14 protein-coding genes are annotated in these 17,276 nt (G+C 71.4%); 7 read left to right on the top strand and 7 right to left on the bottom strand.

Annotation, left to right across the window (positions count from 1 at the left end; genetic code table 11):
- The first annotated feature begins 5 nt into the window (after positions 1 to 5).
- The 6 genes from ggpS to ACLNEE_RS06800 all read left to right on the top strand — a co-directional run bounded on the left by ggpS (position 6) and on the right by ACLNEE_RS06800 (position 7,398).
- Positions 6 to 1,535, top strand: coding sequence for a glucosylglycerol-phosphate synthase (ggpS, locus tag ACLNEE_RS06825; RefSeq protein WP_411423613.1), 1,530 nt, complete (start codon positions 6 to 8; stop codon positions 1,533 to 1,535).
- Positions 1,532 to 2,878, top strand: coding sequence for an ABC transporter substrate-binding protein (locus ACLNEE_RS06820; RefSeq protein ID WP_411423612.1), 1,347 nt, complete (start codon positions 1,532 to 1,534; stop codon positions 2,876 to 2,878). Before ggpS ends, ACLNEE_RS06820 begins: the two co-directional genes overlap by 4 nt.
- Complete coding sequence (locus ACLNEE_RS06815) at positions 2,875 to 3,744, top strand: carbohydrate ABC transporter permease (RefSeq protein WP_411423611.1); 870 nt, start codon at positions 2,875 to 2,877, stop codon at positions 3,742 to 3,744. The genes ACLNEE_RS06820 and ACLNEE_RS06815 overlap by 4 nt, the downstream gene beginning before the upstream one ends.
- Entirely contained in the window at positions 3,741 to 4,610 is an 870-nt protein-coding gene (locus ACLNEE_RS06810; protein WP_411423610.1) for a carbohydrate ABC transporter permease, read from the top strand. Before ACLNEE_RS06815 ends, ACLNEE_RS06810 begins: the two co-directional genes overlap by 4 nt.
- An 11-nt stretch (positions 4,611 to 4,621) precedes the next feature.
- On the top strand, positions 4,622 to 5,632 hold the full coding sequence (locus ACLNEE_RS06805; RefSeq protein ID WP_412006926.1) for an ABC transporter ATP-binding protein: 1,011 nt from the start codon (positions 4,622 to 4,624) through the stop codon (positions 5,630 to 5,632).
- A gap of 98 nt (positions 5,633 to 5,730) precedes the next feature.
- Complete coding sequence (locus ACLNEE_RS06800) at positions 5,731 to 7,398, top strand: alpha-amylase family protein (protein WP_411423608.1); 1,668 nt, start codon at positions 5,731 to 5,733, stop codon at positions 7,396 to 7,398.
- Here ACLNEE_RS06800 and ACLNEE_RS06795 read toward each other — a convergent pair.
- Positions 7,338 to 8,918, bottom strand: a complete 1,581-nt coding sequence (locus ACLNEE_RS06795) for a glycerol-3-phosphate dehydrogenase/oxidase (RefSeq protein WP_411423607.1) — start codon at positions 8,916 to 8,918, stop codon at positions 7,338 to 7,340. The two genes, ACLNEE_RS06800 and ACLNEE_RS06795, sit on opposite strands and share 61 nt — an antisense overlap.
- A complete protein-coding gene (locus tag ACLNEE_RS06790; protein ID WP_411423606.1) occupies positions 8,919 to 10,475 on the bottom strand; it encodes an FGGY family carbohydrate kinase in 1,557 nt (518 codons plus the stop codon).
- A gap of 167 nt (positions 10,476 to 10,642) precedes the next feature.
- Between ACLNEE_RS06790 and stpA the strand changes: the two genes are divergently transcribed.
- Positions 10,643 to 11,851, top strand: a complete 1,209-nt coding sequence (gene stpA / locus ACLNEE_RS06785) for a glucosylglycerol 3-phosphatase (RefSeq protein WP_411423605.1) — start codon at positions 10,643 to 10,645, stop codon at positions 11,849 to 11,851.
- A 57-nt stretch (positions 11,852 to 11,908) separates the two neighbouring features.
- On the opposite strand, the gene grrM is transcribed toward stpA, so the two are convergent.
- The 5 genes from grrM to mnmE form a co-directional block, all read right to left on the bottom strand.
- Complete coding sequence (gene grrM, locus ACLNEE_RS06780; protein ID WP_411423604.1) at positions 11,909 to 13,081, bottom strand: cyclophane-forming radical SAM/SPASM peptide maturase GrrM/OscB; 1,173 nt, start codon at positions 13,079 to 13,081, stop codon at positions 11,909 to 11,911.
- A gap of 12 nt (positions 13,082 to 13,093) precedes the next feature.
- Positions 13,094 to 13,672, bottom strand: coding sequence for a GrrA/OscA1 family cyclophane-containing rSAM-modified RiPP (gene grrA / locus ACLNEE_RS06775; RefSeq protein WP_412006925.1), 579 nt, complete (start codon positions 13,670 to 13,672; stop codon positions 13,094 to 13,096).
- Positions 13,673 to 13,718: 46 nt separating this feature from the next.
- Positions 13,719 to 14,645: an extracellular substrate binding-like orphan protein GrrP gene (grrP, locus tag ACLNEE_RS06770; protein ID WP_411424670.1), complete on the bottom strand. Its 927-nt coding sequence runs from the start codon at positions 14,643 to 14,645 to the stop codon at positions 13,719 to 13,721.
- A 175-nt stretch (positions 14,646 to 14,820) separates the two neighbouring features.
- Positions 14,821 to 15,684 carry a carboxylating nicotinate-nucleotide diphosphorylase gene (nadC, locus tag ACLNEE_RS06765; RefSeq protein ID WP_411424669.1) on the bottom strand — a complete coding sequence of 288 codons (864 nt, stop codon included), beginning with the start codon at positions 15,682 to 15,684 and terminating at the stop codon, positions 14,821 to 14,823.
- Between the two features lie 65 nt (positions 15,685 to 15,749).
- On the bottom strand, positions 15,750 to 17,105 hold the full coding sequence (mnmE, locus tag ACLNEE_RS06760) for a tRNA uridine-5-carboxymethylaminomethyl(34) synthesis GTPase MnmE (protein WP_411424672.1): 1,356 nt from the start codon (positions 17,103 to 17,105) through the stop codon (positions 15,750 to 15,752).
- Positions 17,106 to 17,276: the final 171 nt, after the last annotated feature.

Genomic DNA, 17,276 nt, shown 5'->3' with positions numbered 1-17,276 from the left:
CCGCCATGCCAGCGCATCCCACCACGGTCGCCACCGAGTCCCGGTCAGTCCCGGGTTCCCGCTTCGGCAGCAGCAGCTTCGTGCTGGTGTACCACCGCTCCCCCTACGACCTGAAGCCGTCGGCCGATGGCAGCGTGGAGTTCGTGGACCAGAAGAGTCCCAACGGCATCATCCCCACCCTGCGCAACCTCTTCCAGGAGGAGCGTTCCGGCACCTGGATCTCCTGGCGGGAAGACGCCGAGGCCGCCACCGCGCCCGACGAACGCCTCACGGTTCCCTCCACCAATCCGTTCACGCTGCGGCGCCTGCCGCTCACCAAAGAGCAGATCTCCAGCTTCTATCACGTCACCTCGAAGGAGTCCTTCTGGCCGATCCTGCACAGCTTCCCGGGGCTGTTCAGTGTGGACAACTCCGACTGGGCCACCTTCGAGGAGGTGAACCAGTCCTTCGCCCGCGCCGCCTGCGAGGAAGCCGCCGAGGGCGCCACCATCTGGGTGCACGACTACAACCTCTGGCTGGTGCCGGCCCAGATCCGGGCGCTGAGGCCCGATGTGCGCATCGCCTTCTTCCACCACACGCCGTTCCCCTCCAACGACGTGTTCAGCATCCTGCCCTGGCGGGATGAAATTCTCGACAGCCTGCTCTGCTGCGACCTGGTGGGCTTCCACATCCCCCGCTACGCCGACAACTTCTCCCGCACCGCCATCAACCTGCGCGGCGCCCGCTGCGGCGAGCCGGTGCCGGTGGCCCAGAAGTTCCGCCACTTCGGCAGCGCCCTGGCCCAACCCACCGTGATGCCCTGGCTGGAGCACAACGGCCGCCGCGTTCACATCCAGGCTTCGCCGGTGGGCACCTCGCCCGACGTGATCCGCGAGATCGTCGCTTCCGAGGAGGTGCGCGTCATGGCGGCCCAGATCGCCGAGCAGCACGCCGGTCGCAAGCTGATCATCTCGGCCTCCCGGGTGGACTACACCAAGGGCAACGAGGACATGCTGCTCTCCTACGAGCGCGTGCTGGAGAACAACCCCGAATGGCACGGCCGGGTGGAGCTGTTCCTCGCCTGCGTGGCCGCCGCCAGCGGCATGCGCATCTACGAGGACATCCAGCGCTCGGTGGAGGAGATCACCGGCCGGATCAACGGCCGCTTCGGCCGCATCGACTGGACCCCCGTGCGCCTCTCCACCCGCCGCACCCCCTACAACGAGCTGGTGGCCTGGTTCACCCAGTCGGACGTGTGCTGGATCACGCCGCTGCGCGATGGCCTCAACCTGGTGGCCAAGGAATACGTGGCCGCCCGCCAGGGCCGTGACGGCGTGCTGGTGCTCTCGGAATTCTCCGGCGCCTCGGTGGAACTGGAGGACGCGGTGATCACCAACCCCTACTCCCACAGGAGCATGGACGAAGCCATCCTCACCGCCCTGACCATGCCGAAGGACGAGCAGGTGCGCCGCATGGCCTCGATGTCGGAGGCCGTGGAGGAATTCACGGTGCAGCACTGGGCCGAGCAGGAACTCGGCGCCCTGCGGGCGATTTGATCCCGGCCGGCCGGCGGACACGGCGGGCCCGCCGCCTGGGGCAGGTGCTGGCCCTCGGCCTGGCCTTCGCCCTCATGGGAGCAGGCCTGATCTGGGGCGGCCGGGTGTGGGCCCGCTCCCCGGTGACGGTGCAGGTGCTGATGCCGGCTCCCTTCGCCGATGCCACCGCCGAGCTGGTGAGCGCCTTCAACCGCGAGCACCGCGACGTGCGCATCGCCGTGACCCGCGGCCCCTTCGAGACGGAATCGGTGTCGGACCTGGCGATCAGCAGCCTGCTGCTGGGCGACAGCCCCTACGACCTGCTGCTGATGGACGTGACCTGGACGGCCAAGTACGCCGCCGCCGGCTGGTTGCTGCCCCTCGACGACAGGCTCGGCCCCGACGCCCTGGCTCCGCTGGCCCCCGGCGCCCGCGAGGGCAACCGCATCGACGGCCAGCTCTGGCGCCTCCCCCTGGTGGCCGACATGGGCCTGCTCTACTGGCGCACCGACCTGATGGACGCCCCGCCCCGCACCCCCGCCGAACTGGTGGCCACCTCGCAGGAGCTGCAGCGCCAGGGCCAGGTGCGCTGGGGCTACGTGTGGCAGGGCCGCCAGTACGAGGGCCTCAGCTGCGTGTTCCTCGAGGTGCTGCACGGCTTCGGGGGCGCCTGGGGGCCCGTCGGGCCCGGCTTCGGGCTCGACACCGCCGCGGCCAGCGAAGCGGCGGCCTGGCTGCGCGGCCTGGTCGACAGTGGCGTGAGCCCGCCGGCGGTGGCCAACTTCGCCGAGCCGGAAGCGCTGCAGAGCTTCGAGGCCGGTGAGGCCGCCTTCCTGCGCAACTGGCCCTATGCCTGGCAGGAACTGCAGGGCCCGGGCAGCCGCGTGGCCGGCCGGGTGGGGGTCACCACGATGGTGGCCCAGCCCGGCGAGCCCCACGGCGCCACCCAGGGCAGCTGGGGGCTCTCGGTGCTCGCCGGCAGCCGCCACCCGGCCGAGGCCGTGCAGGTGCTGCAGGCCCTCACCGGCGAGGCCAGCCAGCGGCAGCTGGTGGAGCGCTGGGGCTACACCCCCACCCTCACCGCCCTGTTCGACGATCCAGAACTGGTGGAGCGCCGCCCGCTGCTGCCGGTGCTGCGCGCCGCCCTGGAGGAGGCCGTGCTGCGGCCGATCAACCCCGGCTATGCCCAGCTCAGCGACATCGTGCAGCGCCAGCTCAGCGGCGTGATCACCGGCGACACGCCCCCCGAGCGGGCCATGGCCCGCGCCGGCCGCTCCAGCCGGCAGCTGCTGGAAGCCAGCGGCCAGCGCCAGCCAGAGGATCTGTCAGAGAAGCAGCCAGAAAAGCAGGAGGTGGCGCCATGAACCCGCTGCTGAGCCTGGCCCTGATGGCCCCCGCCCTGCTGCTGCTGCTGGCGGTGTTCCTCTGGCCGATCCTCGACTACGCCGGCCTGAGCCTGCAGGCCCAGTCGGTGTTCACCGGCCTCAAGCCCGTGCCGGTGGGCCTGGCCAACTGGGAGCGGCTGCTGGGCGACGGGCGCTTCTGGCAGGACGCCCTCCAGACCGTGCGCTTCGCGGGTGTGTCGGTGGGGCTGGAACTGGTGCTCGGCCTGGGCATCGCCCTGCTGCTGCACCAGCGCTGGCGCGGCCGGGGCGTGGTGCGCAGCCTCACCCTGCTGCCCTGGGCCCTGCCCACCACGGTGATGGCCCTGGGCTGGCGCTGGATCTTCAACGACCCCAACGGCCCGATCAACGGCCTGCTGCAGCTGCTGGGCCTGCCGACCGTGCCGTTTCTCGCCTCCCCCCAGCTGGCCTGGCTGGCGGTGGTGTTCGCCGACGTGTGGAAGACCACGCCGTTCGTGGCCCTGCTGCTGCTGGCCGGCCTGCAGATGATCCCGGCCGATCTCTACGAGGCCTTCGCCCTGGAGGGCGGCTCTCCCTGGCAGGCCCTGCGCCGCATCACCCTGCCGCTGCTGCAGCCCTACATCTTCATCGTGCTGCTGTTCCGCCTGGCCCAGGCGCTCGGGGTGTTCGATCTGGTGGTGGTGCTCACAGGCGGCGGCCCGGCCAGCAGCACCGAGAGCCTGGCGCTCTACGCCTACCTCAATGCCATGCGCTTCCTCGATTTCGGCTACAGCGCCACCGTGATGCTCGGCATGTTCGTGCTGCTGCTGGCCGGCGCCGCCCTGCTGGTGCTCAGCCAGCGCCGACCCGGGAGCTCGCCGTCATGACTCCGTCCCATCCCTCCGCATCACAACCCGCGTCCGCATCCACGACCGGATCCCTCGGCCGCAGCGCCCTGGTGGCCCTGCTGCTGCTCTGGAGCCTCGGGCCGATGCTCTGGCAGCTCTACACCTCCCTGCGCACCCCGGAAGCGCTGCTGGCCGGCGCCGGCGGCCTCGCCCGCGGCTGGACCCTGGCCAACTACGGCGCCGTGCTCAGCGGCGATCCCCCCTTCTGGCGCTACCTGCTCAACAGCACGGTGGTGGGGGCTCTCAGCACCCTGCTCACCCTGGTGCTCGCCATCCCCTGCGCCTATGCCCTCAGCCGCCGTCAGGGGGTGCTGCGGCTGCTGATCGGCGGCGGCCTGCTGGCGGCGGCCGTGTTCCCCTACGTGCTGCTGTTCCTCGCCCTGCTGGAGGTGGCGCGGCAGTTCGGCCTGGCCAACAACCTGCTGGCCCTCTGCCTGCCCTACGCCGGCCTCTCCCTGCCCCTGGCCCTGCTGCTGCTGCAGGCGGCCTTCGCCGAGCTGCCGCAGGAGCTGGAGGAGAACGCGGTGCTGGAGGGCTTCAGCCTGCCGCAGCGGCTGCGCTGGATCCTGCTGCCCCTGATGGGGCCCTCCGTGGTGAGCACGGGCCTGCTGGTGTTCCTGTTCAGCTGGAACGAGTTCCCGATCGCCCTCACCTGGCTGAGCCGCAGCGACCTGCTCACCCTGGCGCCGGCGATGGCCCGGATCGCCGGGTCTTCGGTGTTCACCGTGCCCTACGGCGCCTTCGCCGCCGCCACCGTGCTCGGCAGCGTGCCGCTGCTGGCCCTGCTGCTGCTGTTCCAGCGCCAGATCGTGGCGGGCCTGACCCAGGGAGCGATCAAAGGATGAAGAGCACCGGGTTGAGCAACGCCGTCGCCAGCGCCGCCGCTGCGGCCGCCCCCGCCCTGCGCCTGGAGGGCCTGGAACGCCGCCTCGGGGAGCGGCTGATCCTGGCGGGCATCGACCTGACGGTGGCGGCCGGTGAATGCCTGGCCCTGCTGGGGCCGAGCGGCTGCGGCAAGAGCACGATCCTGCGCCTGATCGCCGGGCTCGACCGGCCCGATGGCGGAAGGATCCTCATCGGCGGCCGCGACATGACGTGCGTGCCGGCCGGCCGCCGCCAGGTGGCGATGGTGTTCCAGAGCTACGCGCTCTATCCCCACCTCAGCGTGGCGCGCAACCTCTCGCTGGGCATGGAGCTGCGGGGCGTGCCTCGGCAGCGGCGGGAGGAGTCGGTGGCCCGGGTGCTGGCGATGCTGCAGCTCGAAGGCTTCAGCGATCGCCGGCCGGCCGACCTCTCCGGCGGCCAGCGCCAGCGGGTGGCGTTGGCCCGGGCCCTGCTGCGGGAACCGCGGGTGTTCCTGCTCGACGAGCCGATGAGCAACCTCGATGCCCAGCTGCGCGAGGAGCTGCGGCCCCAGCTGCGCGCGATCCTCTGCGGCGGCCAGGCGCCGGTGGTGTACGTGACCCACGACCAGCAGGAGGCGATGGGCATCGCCGACCGCATCGCCGTGCTGCAGGACGGACGGCTGCAGCAGTGCGGCACCCCCCAGGAGCTCTACGGCAGGCCGGCGAACGTGGTGGTGGCCAGCTTCATCGGCCGCCCCCAGATCAACCTGCTGCCGATGGACGACGGCACCGTGCTCGGCATCCGGCCCGAACACCTCCATCCGGTGGCCGAGGGGGGACTGCCGGTGCAGGTGCTGAGCCGGGAGTGGCACGGGGCGAGCCAGCAGCTCACCCTGGCCAGCCGCCACGGCGAGCTGCGCTGGACCACCGACGGCAGCCAGGTGATCGGCGATGCGCTGCAGCTGGGCTGGGAGCCCCGCCATGAACACCGCTTCCGCCAGGCCACCGGAGAGCGCTGCTGACACCGGCCTTCTGACACCGACCTGCCTGCACGGCGCTCTTGGCGCCGCCCGGCGGAGCCGCCTAGACCCGATGCAGAGAGCCAAGACGCCGTTCCCGGATGCCCGATCCCCAGGTGCGTTGGTGGGAAGGCTGCGTGATCTACCAGGTGATGCCCCGCAGCTTCGCCGACGCCGACGGTGACGGCATCGGCGATCTGGCCGGCATCACCGGCAAGCTGCCCTACCTGGAGTGGCTGGGGGTGGATGCCATCTGGCTCACCCCGCTCTACCCCTCCCCGCTGAAGGACGGCGGCTACGACATCACCGACTTCACGGCGATCCACCCGGACCTGGGCAGCCTCGAGGACCTGAACCGGCTGCTGGCGGAGGCCCATGCCAAGGGCATCCGGGTGGTGCTCGATCTGGTTCTGAACCACACCAGCGTGCTGCACCCCTGGTTCCAGCGGGCCCGCTGGGCCGCCAAGGGCAGCCCCGAGCGCGACTTCTACGTGTGGCGCGACGACGACCGCTGCTACGCCGAGGCGCCCGTGCTGTTCCGCCACTTCGAAACGTCGAACTGGGAGTGGGACGCGGTGGCCGGCCAGTACTACCTGCACCGCTTCCTGCGCCACCAGCCCGACCTCAACTACGCCAATCCGGCCGTGCAGGAGGAGATGCTGGCGGTGGTGGACTTCTGGCTGGCCCAGGGGGTGGACGGCTTCCGCCTCGATGCCGTGCCCTTCCTGTTCGAGCAGGAGGGCAGCCGCTGCGAGGGCCTGCCCGACACCCACGCCTTCCTGCAGCGGCTGCGCCGGCGGGTGGAGGCTTGCGGCCGCGACGTGCTGCTGCTGGCCGAAGCCATCCAGCCCGTGCAGGAGTCGGCGCCCTACCTGGCGGAGGGGGAACTGCACGCGGCCTTCGAGTTCGGGCTCACGGCCCACCTGTTCGCGGCGGTGGCCCGGGGCCGCTGCGATCAGCTGCACCAGTGCCTGCGCGAGGCCCAGGCCACCGTGCCGGGCTGCCGCTGGGCCCTGCCGCTGCGCAACCACGACGAGCTCTGGCTGGGGGACGGCCACCTGGTGGACGCGAGCGTGATCGAGGCGGTGCGCACCGGCTTCCCCAATGCCGCGGGGCACTGGCTCAACTGGGGCATCAACCGGCGGCTGGCGCCCCTGCTCAACGGCGACCCGCGCCCCAACACCCTGCTGCACGCCCTGATCTACAGCCTTCCCGGCATCCCCTGCCTCTACTACGGCGACGAACTGGGCATGGGCGACTGGCCCGGCCTGCGGGACCGGGATGCCAACCGCACGCCGATGGCCTGGACCCCGGAGCGCAACGGCGGTTTCTCCACCGCACCCGATCCCCTGCTGGTGCTGCCCCCCATCACCGCACCCGGCTACGACTACCGGGTGGTGAACGTGGCGGTGCAGCAGCAGCTCTCCGGCTCCCTGCTCAACTGGCACCACCGCATGCTCACCAGCCGCCGGCAGCTGACGGCCCTGCGCTCGGGCGACTTCCAGCTGCTGGAGAGCGGCCACCCGAGTGTGCTCTGCTACGCGCGCCGCACGGCGGACATGACCGTGGTGGTGGCCGCGAACCTCTCGGCGGCCGGGGCCTCCACCCAGCTCGACCTGGAGCGCTGGCGCGGCAGCCGCATGCGGGAGGTGTTCTGGGGCTGTGAGTTTCCAGCCGCCAGCGATGCCTGGTACGTCTACCTGCCCGCCTACGGGTTCTTCTGGTGGCTGGTGGGCGAACCGGAGGTCGTGGCCGCTGCCAGCTCCTGATCCAGCAGCTCCTGCACCCTGGGGGTGAGGCGCTCGGCCTCGGCCGTGTCCACGAAGCTGAGCCGGCAGCGGCGGGCCAGCACATCCTCGGGGCTGCGGGCCCACTCGTGGCGGGCCGCATGGCGCACTTCAGCGGCGGTGAGCGGGATCACGGCGCTCAGGGGCTCGCACTCCTGCGGCGTGGCGGCGCAGGCCAGCACCGCCTCCGCCTCCAACCCATGGCTGGCCAGCAGGTGCCGCACCAGGGCCTGGGGATGGTGCTCCAGCAGCCGCTGCTCGAGGGCCATGAGCTCCCGCCGGGTGGCCTCGGGGGTGGCGGCGGAGCCCAGGATCGGCGCCGGCCCCGCCGGCTCGCCCAGGGGGCGACCCAGCTGGGCGGCCACGGCCTCGAGGCCGTCGAGGGCCATCGGACGGCAGGTGGTCCACTTGCCCCCCATCACACTGATCAGGCCCGAGGGGAGGGTCTCCACCTCGTGCTCCCGCACCACCGTGGCGGTGTTCCCGGTGGCCGTGTCGCCAGTGGCGGCAGCCGCGGGCCGCAGCAGCGGCCGGGCACCGGCCCAGCGGCTGGCCACCTCGGGTTCGCCGTGCTCGGGGAACCAGCGGCGCACGTAGCTGAGCAGGTAGGCCTCCTCCTCGGCGCTGGAGCGGTTGGCCTCCTCCAGCGGACAGGGCGTATCGGTGGTGCCCACCAGGGTGCGGCCGAAGAACGGCAGCATGAACAGCACCCGGCCGTCTTCGGTGGAGGGGATCAGCAGGCCGGTGCCGCCGGGGCAGAGGTTGGCCTTGAGCACCACGTGCATGCCACGGCTGGCCTGCAGCCGGGGGGGCTGGTCGGGATCGGCCAGGCGCCGGATCGCGTCGGCGCCGATGCCGGTGGCATTGAGCACCACCCGCGCCGGCAGCTCGCGCCGTTCACAGCTGCGGGCGTCCTCCACCACGGCACCGGCGAGGCGATCGCCCTGGCGCAGCAGCTCCACCACCCGGGTGCGGGTGTGCACGGTGACCCCCAGAGCCGCGGCCGTGCGGACGATCAGCAGGTTCAGGCGGGCGTCGTCGAACTGGCCGTCGCTGTAGGCCACGCCGCTGAAGCCGTGCGCCAGCTCCGGCAGCTGCTGCCGCACCGCCTCGCGGCCCAGCCAGCGGCTGGCCCCGATGCCGCGGCGGCCGGCCAGGAGGTCGTAAAGACTGAGGCCCACGCCGTAGTAGGCCTGCTGCAGGAACCCTGCCGTGGGCAGCAGCAGTTCCAGGCGGTGGGCCAGGAACGGCACCGCCTCCAGCCAGAAGCCCCGCTCGCCGAGGGCTTCGCGCACCAGCTGCAGCTGGCGCCAGTCGAGCCGCTTGAAGGCGAGCTCCAGATAGCGCACGCCGCCGTGCAGCAGCTTGGTGCTGCGGCTGCTGGTGCCCCGGGCGATGTCGCCCGCCTCCACCAGGGTCACCGAGAGGCCGCGGCGCACGGCCTCCAGCGCCACGGTGGCCCCGGTGGCGCCGCCTCCGATCACGAGCAGATCCACGGTCATTCAGGCGGCTCCGGTGAGGGTTGTGGTGGTGGTCGTCGTGTTGCCTGGGGTGGTGGAGCTCTCCTGCCAGTGCAGGCTGCGCTCCACCGCCCCGTGCCAGCGCCGGCTCCAGGCCTGGCGCTGCAGCGGCCCCAGCGTGGGCTCGAAACGCCGGGCCCCGGGCGCGCTGGCCAGGGCGCTCCAGGCCTCGAGGCCCGGCAGCAGGCCGGCCTGCACCCCCGCCAGCAGGGCCACGCCGCGGCTGGTGCTCTCGAGATCGGCGCGGCGCCGCACCGGCACCCCGGTGGCATCCGCCTGGGCCTGCAGCAACAGATCGGCCGCCGCGGCGCCGCCGTCGGCGGCGAGCTCCTGGAGGGGAGCTCCCAGAGCCCGCTCGGCCAGCTCCACCAGGGTGGCCACCGCCAGGGCGATGCCTTCGAGGGTGGCGCGGGCGATCTGGGCCGGGCCCGTGTCGCGGGTGAGGCCGATCAGCAGGCCCCGGGCGTAGGGGTCCCAGTGGGGCGTGCCCCAGCCGGTGAAGGCGGGCACCAGCATCACGCCGCCGCTGCTGCTGCACGCCGCCGCCAGGCCATTCACCTGGTCGGAGCGCTCGATCAGGTGCAGGCCGTCGCGCAGCCACTGGATCGCCGTGCCGGCATTGAACAGGCTGCCCTCGAGGCAGTAGGTGGGCTTGCCGGCCGCGTCGGTCCAGCCCACGGTGCTGAGCAGGCCGGCGGAGGAGCGCTGGATCGTGGCGCCGGTGTTGATCACCAGGAAGGCGCCGGTGCCGTAGGTGCACTTCCCTTCACCGACCTGCAGACAGCTCTGGCCCAGGGTCGCGGCCTGCTGATCGCCCAGCATCGCCGTGATCGGCACACCGGCGAAGGGCAGGCCGGCGGCGATGCTTCCGAAGGGTGCCTGGCTCGGCAGCAGCTCCGGCAGGGCCTGCTCCGGCACGCCCAGCGCCGCGGCGAGGTCGCCGGCCCACTGGAGCTGCTCCAGATCCATCAGCAGGGTGCGGCTGGCGTTGCTGCAGTCGGTGGCGTGGCGGCCGCAGAGGCGCCACAGCAGCCAGCTGTCCACCGTGCCGAAGCACAGCTGCCCGGCGGTGGCCGCCGCCGCCACCGCCGGATGCTCCCGCAGCGACCAGACGATCTTGCTGGCACTGAAGTACGGATCCACCAGCAGGCCGGTGCGCTGCCGCAGGGCCTCCTCCAGGCCCTGCCGCTTCCACTCGGTGCAGAGGGCGGCGGTGCGGCCGTCCTGCCAGACGATCGCCGGCGCCAGCGGTTCGCCGCTGCCGCGTCGCCACAGAACGGTGGTTTCGCGCTGGTTGGCGATCCCGCAGGCCGCCACCGCCCGGCGCTGCTCCTCGCTGATCGAGCCCTCCAGCTGGTGCAGCGCCGCGAGCTGGCTCTGCCAGATCGCCTCGGGGTCCTGCTCCACCCAGCCATCGGCGGGGTAGCGGCACTCCAGGGGGGCTCCGCAACAGGCCACCTGGTGACCGGAGGTGTCGTAGAGAGCCGCCCTTGAACTGGTGGTGCCCTGGTCGATGCTCAGAAAAAGCGCTGAACCCATGCAGTCATTTCTTTCAAGTTTGGTAGCACACAAGAGCTAGATAGCGGCTCTGAATTTCAAAAGAGAAAGAAATCGAAGACCTTTCGGCTCGCGCCCGATGCTGCAGCCTGAGGTCGGCCTCCAACGCTGCAACCCGCCACCAGCCCACTGCGCCGCCCCCTGAGTCCATGCCCCTCTCCTCCCATCCCCTGAGCCCGGACGACCTGCTCGAGGATCTGGCCGGACCGGCCGATCTGCTGATCGTGCAGGACCTCGACGGGGTGTGCATGGAGCTGGTGCACGATCCGCGCCACAGGCGGCTGGAGCCGGCCTACCTGCGGGCAGCCCGGCGGCTGGAGGGGCAGTTCGCGGTGCTCACCAATGGCGAGCACGAGGGCAGCCGCGGCGTGAACCGGGTGGTGGAGGCGGCCCTGGCGGGCCAGGCCGATCCAGCGGCCGAAGGGCTCTATCTGCCCGGGCTGGCGGCGGGCGGCGTGCAGCTGCAGGACCGCTTCGCCCGGGTGAGTCACCCAGGGGTGAGCGCCGGCGAGATCGCCTTCCTCGCCGCCACCCCGGATCAGCTGCGCCGAGCCCTGCTGGAGCGGCTGCCAACCGTTCTGCCGCAGTTGACAGCGGAGGAGCGTGCCGCCCGGGTGGAGGCGGCCGTGCTCGACAACCCCCTGTCCCCCAGCCTCAATCTCAACGGCCTGTTCGCCGCCAGCGGGGGCTCGGTGGAACGCCAGCAGGATCTGCAGGCCCTGGCTCTGGAGCTGATGCAGGGGCTGCTCGAGCAGGCCAGGGCAGCGGGTCTGGGGCGGTCGTTCTTCCTGCACCTGGCGCCGAACCTGGGCAGCCGGGATGGGATGGAGCAGCTCAAACCCGCCAGCACCTCCGGCACCGGCACCACCGATGTCCAGCTGATGCTGCGCGGTGCCCTCAAGGAGGTGGGCCTGCTGGTGCTGCTCAACCAGGCCATTGCGCGCCGCACTGGCAGCGCCCCCCTCGGCGCCGACTTCAACGTGCGCACCGCCCCCCACGACCACCCCAGCCTGCTGGAGCTGGCCCGTTCGGCGATCCCGCCGGCGCTGATGCCCCGCCTGGTGGGGGTGGGCGACACGATCACCTCGATGCCGGCCCCGGGCGGGGGCTGGCTGCGGGGGGGCAGCGACCGCGGCTTCCTCACCCTGCTGCAGGAGCTGGGGGAGGTGTTCGGCACCGCCAACCGGGTGGTGCTGGTGGACAGCAGCGGCGGGGCGGTGGATCGGCCCTCCCATGCCGATGGCGAACTGGCCGGTCTCACCGACCCGGAGGATCCCCTCCGCATCGACGCCAGCCTCGCCGGGGGACCTGCCCAGTACGTGGCGCTGTTCCAGCAGCTGGCCGAACGCAGGAGCTGAGCAGCAGGGCAGGCGAGCCGGCTCAGGGCTCAGGGTTCAGGGCTCAGGGCTCAGGTTTCAGGGCGCCAGCCCCAGCTCCCGCTCCATGCCGGCCAGCACCACGTCGGCCACCAGCTGGATGCGGAAGCGGCAGTGCTGGGTCACGCTGCAGTCGAAGCTGCCGTGCTCCCAGTACTTGTTGCTGCCGGCGCCGCCGCCGCAGAGGCCGAAGTACTCGCAGCTGCTGCGGCAGCGCTCCACCCCCGAGCGGATCTCACGATGCACCCGCTGGAATTTGGGGGTGGCGGCCAGGGCTTCGAGGCTGTGGGTGAGCACGTTGCCGAAGGCGAAATCGCCATAGGCCTCGGTCTTCACGGACAGCAGCTCGGGGTCAAAGGTGGACACGTTGCCGCGGGCGTCCACGTTGACGATCGCGAACGGGGTGTTCATGTCGGTCTGGCTGAGGCGGGCATCACTGCAGGCCAGGCTGGTGATGCCCTCGAATTCCCGGATGCAGAGGTCGTCGGGATGGTCGAGGCTGCGGCTCCAGACCCGCTCCATGAACGCCACATAGCGGCTCTCCAGGGCTGAGCGTTCCGCCACGGCCACATCGAGGCTGGACTGGGCGTTCTCCCCCTCGGTTTCTTCCATGTTGAAGCCCACGTCCGTGATGCCGTGCTCCAGGAAGAAATCGACCATGGCATCGGCGTGCTCGAGGCCATCGGCCGTGAGCACGCAGATCACCTCGAACGGGATGCCCCGCCGCTGCAGCCAGTCGATGCCGCGCATCACCGCCGCGTGGGTGGGCAGGCCGGTGCGGGTGACCCGGTGTGCGTCATGCAGGAAGGCCGGGCCATCCATGCTCACGCCCACGTGGATGTCGTTGCGCTCGAAGCAATCACACCAGGCCCCATCGATCACCGTGGCGTTGGTCTGCAGCGACTGCACCACGGTGGAAGGGGGCAGGCCATGGCGCTCCAGCGCGCGCCGGATCCGCTGGGTGGCCTCGTCGTAGAAGGCAATCGGCATGGTGAGGGGCTCCCCCGCATGCCAGAGCAGGGTGAAGCCGCCATCGAGGAACGGGCTCTCCAGCACCCGCTCGAGCGCGGCCTCGAGGATCTCGAACGACAGCCGGCTGCGGTCGTCGCGGTGGGGGAGATAGCAGTAGTCGCAGTCGAGGTTGCAGAACGGGGTGGGCTGCAGCACCAGCAGCTGCAGCGGACCGAACGGCTGGGGGCCAGGTTGGCTCACAGGACCGCGCCCTCAACGTCGTCCGCCATTGCGGAAACCCCCGTTGCGGAAGCCCCCTCCGCCATTGCGGAAGCCACCGTTGCGGAAACCACCGCCTCCATTGCGGAAGCCAGCATTCCGCCAGCCACCACCATTGCGGAAGCCGCCGTTGCGGAAGCCCCCATTGCGGAAACCACCGTTGTAGAAGCCACCGTTGCGGAAACCGCCGTTGTAGAAGCCGCCATTGCGGAAGCCGCCGTTTCCCCAGCCGATGGCCGGGCCGTTGACCCAGGCGAGGGCCAGCAGGCTGCCATCCAGCTCAGCGTTCTCGAGCTCGGCGTTCTCGGGCTCGGCGTTCTCGGGGGGTTCTCCGGCGTCAGCACGCCGACCATCCGGGTGACCAACCCGATCCTCGCCTTCGTTCTGCTCCTGCACCGCCAGAGCAATCCGGCGCAGCCGCTCTTCCACCCCCCGGGGCTGCGCGGTTGCGGGCCCATCTCCGACTCCACCAGCCTGCTGGGCTGCCGCCGTCGCCAGGGCCGCCGCGCAGTCCAGGGGCAGGGAGGCCAGCAGCAGCAGGCCCAGCAGTCGTGAACGGATCAGGAAGGCCATCAGAAGGGGACGAACGGGAGAAGAACAGAACGAAGAACAAAGGCCGTCAGGGATTCGATGGGATAGCGCTGTCCGCGCTGGCCGCAGGCAAGGGCCGGATCGCTTCGACTCCCAGCATCGAGGCCTCGAACCAGCTCTGGATCTGCTCCCGGGAGAGGTTGAGGCGGCTCCCGGGACCGATCCAGCGATCCACGGCGGCCACCGCCTCGGGCTGGCCGTCCAGATAGCCCTGGAGCAGGCGGGCAATGGTGAGATTCACCAGATCCCGGAAGGCCGAGTCGTTCTGCGGCACGAGGCAGGCGACGCCGTAGGTGTCGAACGGGCGCTCCGGGGTGAAGGCCATCCCTGCCAGGCGCCGGTCACGCACCTGCGCCTCCAGCAGGACCGAGTCGCCAATCACCCCATCGACCTGGCCGTCGCTGAGCGCATCCACGGCCTCGCTGAGGTTCGCGAAGGGCCTCACCGCGGCGGCGGGCTGGAAACCTCGGGTGAAGGTGTCGCCGAGGGAGGCCTTCTGAACGCCGATCGAGCGGCCAGCGAGGCCGGCCGCCGACCCGTCAAACCGCCCCTCCGGTGCCAGCAACTTCAGACCGGAGACCGCGATCGGCAGGGAGAAATCAACGAACAGGTCCCGTTCCCAGGAAAAGGACACACCGCAGACCAGATCCGCCTTGCCGCTGGCCAGATTCGCAAAGACCGTGACGGGGTTGCTCTCTGGCGCCAGCTTCAGGCGCACAGGGCGTCCAATGGCAGTGGCCACGGCTGCCGCGATCCTCTGTGCGAACTCCATCGCATAACCCTGAGGCTGCCCTGCGGCGTCCAGGCTCAGGATCGACGGCATGTCCGCCGGACCTGTCACCACCAGTTCTCCCGTGCGAGCGGCCCGCTCGATCACGCCATCAGCGCGGGCAGGAGAGGACGCACCCACCAGGGCCAGCACGGTCAGGGAGGCTGACAGAACGCGATGGACCATGGCGCAAGCGTCAGAACCCCTTCAACCATGGCCCGTGGCTCTCGCCCCGCATCACTCAGGCGAGGAAGGGGATACAGATCGACAACATGACTTCTCGACAACTTGACTTCTCGACAACTTGACTTGTCAGGAACTTGAACGTGCTCTGGCCCCCGGAGACGAGGGTCCGAAGCGTTCAGATCCAGGCTGGGTCGAACCGCATGCTGAGATCGAGCCAGGGACTGCGGGTGACCGGCGCACTGGTGGAGATCAGGTCGATGCCGGTGGCGGCGTAGGCACGCAGCTGCTCCGGCTGCACACCGGAGGCTTCCAGCACCACGGCCTGGCCGCGCTGCTGCGCCAGCCGACGCAGGGCCGGCACGACCGGCACCAGGGCCTCCGGCGCGAAGCCATCCAGCAGCACCGCATCGGCCCCGGCCTGCACGGCCGCCTCCGCCTCGGCGGCGGTTTCAGCCTCCACGATCACCCGGGCCGGCCAGGGCGCCTGGGCGCGCACCGCCGCCACCGCCGCCGCCACCCCGCCCGCCCAGGCCAGATGGTTCTCCTTGAGCATCGCCGCATCGTCGAGCCCCATCCGGTGGTTCAGCCCACCGCCGCAGCGCACCGCGTACTTCTCCAGGCCGCGCAGCCCAGGGGTGGTCTTGCGGGTATCGGCCAGTCTCACGCCCGTGCCCTCCAGCTCCGCCACCAGGCCGGCTGTGGCCGTGGCGATGCCACTCAGACGCATCGCGAGGTTGAGGGCCGTGCGCTCCCCCGCCACCAGCGCCGGCGCCGGGCCCTCCAGCTCCAGCAGGCGCTGGCCAGGGTCCACCGCCTCCCCGTCGGCCACCAGCAGGCGCACCTGCACAGCCGGATCCAGCAGGCGGAACAGGGGCTCCACCAGCACGCCGCCGCAGAACACACCGGCCTGGCGGGTGAGCCAATGGGCCCGGCCGCCCGCACCGGCCAGCGCCGGCAGGGTGAGGTCGCCACGGCCCAGATCCTCCACCAGCCAGGCACGCAGCATCGGCTCCAGCTGCAGGGGGAACAGCGACGGCATGGCAAGGCGGGGCCTGGATCAGAGCACGATCGCAGCAGGACGCCGCCCGCGTCCCACAGCCACCCTCACTTACCGATGCAGAAGCGGGCGAACACCCGATCCAGCACCGCCTCGCTCACCTCTTCGCCGGTGATCTCCCCGAGACAGCGCACCGCGGCGCGCAGATCGATGGTCCAGAAATCCCAGGGGAGCTGCTGGGCCGCCGCCTCGAGGCTGCCGGCCAGGGCTTCGGACGCCCGGGCGGCGAGATCGCGCTGGCGGGCATTGAGGGCCACCTGCACCCCCTGCACGTCGGCGGCGCCACAGCGCTGCAGCAGCGCCTGCACCAGGGCGTCGCTGCCGGAGCCGGTGAGGGCGCTGATCGCCACATCCGCCAAAGCAACGGCAGGTGCCTCCACCAGATCCGCCTTGTTGCCCACCAGCAGCAGCGGCACCCCCTCGGGCACCAGGGCGCGCAGCTCCGCGTCGGCCGGCGTCCAGCCCGCCGCCAGATCGAACACCAGCACCACCGCGTCCGCGGTGGCCAGGGCCTCGCGGCTGCGGGCGATGCCGAGCCGCTCCACGGCGTCGTCGGTGGGACGGATGCCGGCGGTGTCGAGCAGGGTGAGCGGCACGCCGTCGAGCACCAGCTCGCTCTCCAGCAGGTCGCGGGTGGTGCCGGGCAGGTCGGTCACGATCGCCCGCTCACGGCGGCTGAGCCGGTTGAGCAGGCTGCTCTTGCCCACGTTGGGGCGACCCACGATCGCCACCCGCAGCCCCTCGCGCAGCAGGGCACCCTGGCGTGCCTCGGCCACCAGCTGCTCCAGCTCCCGGCGCACCGCCGTGAGGGCCGCCACCAGCGCCGCGCTGTCCAGGGGGGGCAGATCCTCCTCGAAATCCACCCTGGCCTCCAGCTCGGCCAGCTGATCCAGCAGCCGCTCGCGCAGGGCACCGATGCGGCGCTGCAGGCCGCCATCCAGGCCCGCCATGGCCAGCTGGGCAGCGCGACGGCTGCGGGCCGTCACCAGCTCACTGATGGCCTCGGCCCGGGTGAGATCGAGCCGGCCATGCAGAAAGGCCCGCTGGCTGAATTCCCCCGGCAGGGCCCGCCGGGCCCCGGCCGCCAGCACCAGCTCGAGCACCCGCTGCACCGCCACCAGCCCCCCGTGGCCATGGAATTCCACCACGGTTTCGCGCGTGAAGCTGCGGGGCGCCCGCATCAGCAGCAGCAGGGCCTCATCCACCGGCTCCCCGGTGGCCGGGTCCACCACGTGGCCATACAGCACCCGATGGCTGTCCCACACCTGCTGGCCTGGGGCCCGGAACAGCCGGGCGCCGATGGCCTCGGCCTGGGGCCCGGAAATTCTTACGATCGCCACACTTCCCTGACCCGGCGCGATGGCCGTGGCCACGGCGGCGATCGTGTCAGACGCGGTGGCCAGGGAGGACTCCCCCGCTTCGCCGTTGTCCAGCTCCAACTCGCCTCTCACCCCACCCCATGGCGCTGCGTCCGTTCCAGTTTCGACCGCATGTCCCCGTGGTGCGGTCCATCCGGCGGGCCATCCAGTGGCTCTGGCACCAGGAGGGCAACCCCGGCCAGCGGGCCCGGGGCC

The sequence above is a fragment of the Aphanothece stagnina RSMan2012 genome (assembly GCF_046764815.1).
Lineage (GTDB): Bacteria > Cyanobacteriota > Cyanobacteriia > PCC-6307 > Cyanobiaceae > NIES-981.
Note: the sequence above shows the minus strand (reverse complement) of the source record. Positions and strands in the feature narration are given on the sequence as shown.

What these genes read in the sequence shown, in the direction of transcription:
- nadC (WP_411424669.1), bottom strand. Translation starts at nt 15,684, where the DNA reads ATGCCGTCGCTGTTCCCCCTGCAGCTGGAGCCGATGCTGCGTGCCTGG.
- grrA (WP_412006925.1), bottom strand. Translation starts at nt 13,672, where the DNA reads ATGGCCTTCCTGATCCGTTCACGACTGCTGGGCCTGCTGCTGCTGGCC.
- ACLNEE_RS06815 (WP_411423611.1), top strand. Translation starts at nt 2,875, where the DNA reads ATGAACCCGCTGCTGAGCCTGGCCCTGATGGCCCCCGCCCTGCTGCTG.
- stpA (WP_411423605.1), top strand. Translation starts at nt 10,643, where the DNA reads ATGCCCCTCTCCTCCCATCCCCTGAGCCCGGACGACCTGCTCGAGGAT.
- ACLNEE_RS06810 (WP_411423610.1), top strand. Translation starts at nt 3,741, where the DNA reads ATGACTCCGTCCCATCCCTCCGCATCACAACCCGCGTCCGCATCCACG.
- ACLNEE_RS06800 (WP_411423608.1), top strand. Translation starts at nt 5,731, where the DNA reads ATGCCCGATCCCCAGGTGCGTTGGTGGGAAGGCTGCGTGATCTACCAG.
- ACLNEE_RS06790 (WP_411423606.1), bottom strand. Translation starts at nt 10,475, where the DNA reads ATGGGTTCAGCGCTTTTTCTGAGCATCGACCAGGGCACCACCAGTTCA.
- grrP (WP_411424670.1), bottom strand. Translation starts at nt 14,645, where the DNA reads ATGGTCCATCGCGTTCTGTCAGCCTCCCTGACCGTGCTGGCCCTGGTG.
- ggpS (WP_411423613.1), top strand. Translation starts at nt 6, where the DNA reads ATGCCAGCGCATCCCACCACGGTCGCCACCGAGTCCCGGTCAGTCCCG.
- ACLNEE_RS06795 (WP_411423607.1), bottom strand. Translation starts at nt 8,918, where the DNA reads ATGACCGTGGATCTGCTCGTGATCGGAGGCGGCGCCACCGGGGCCACC.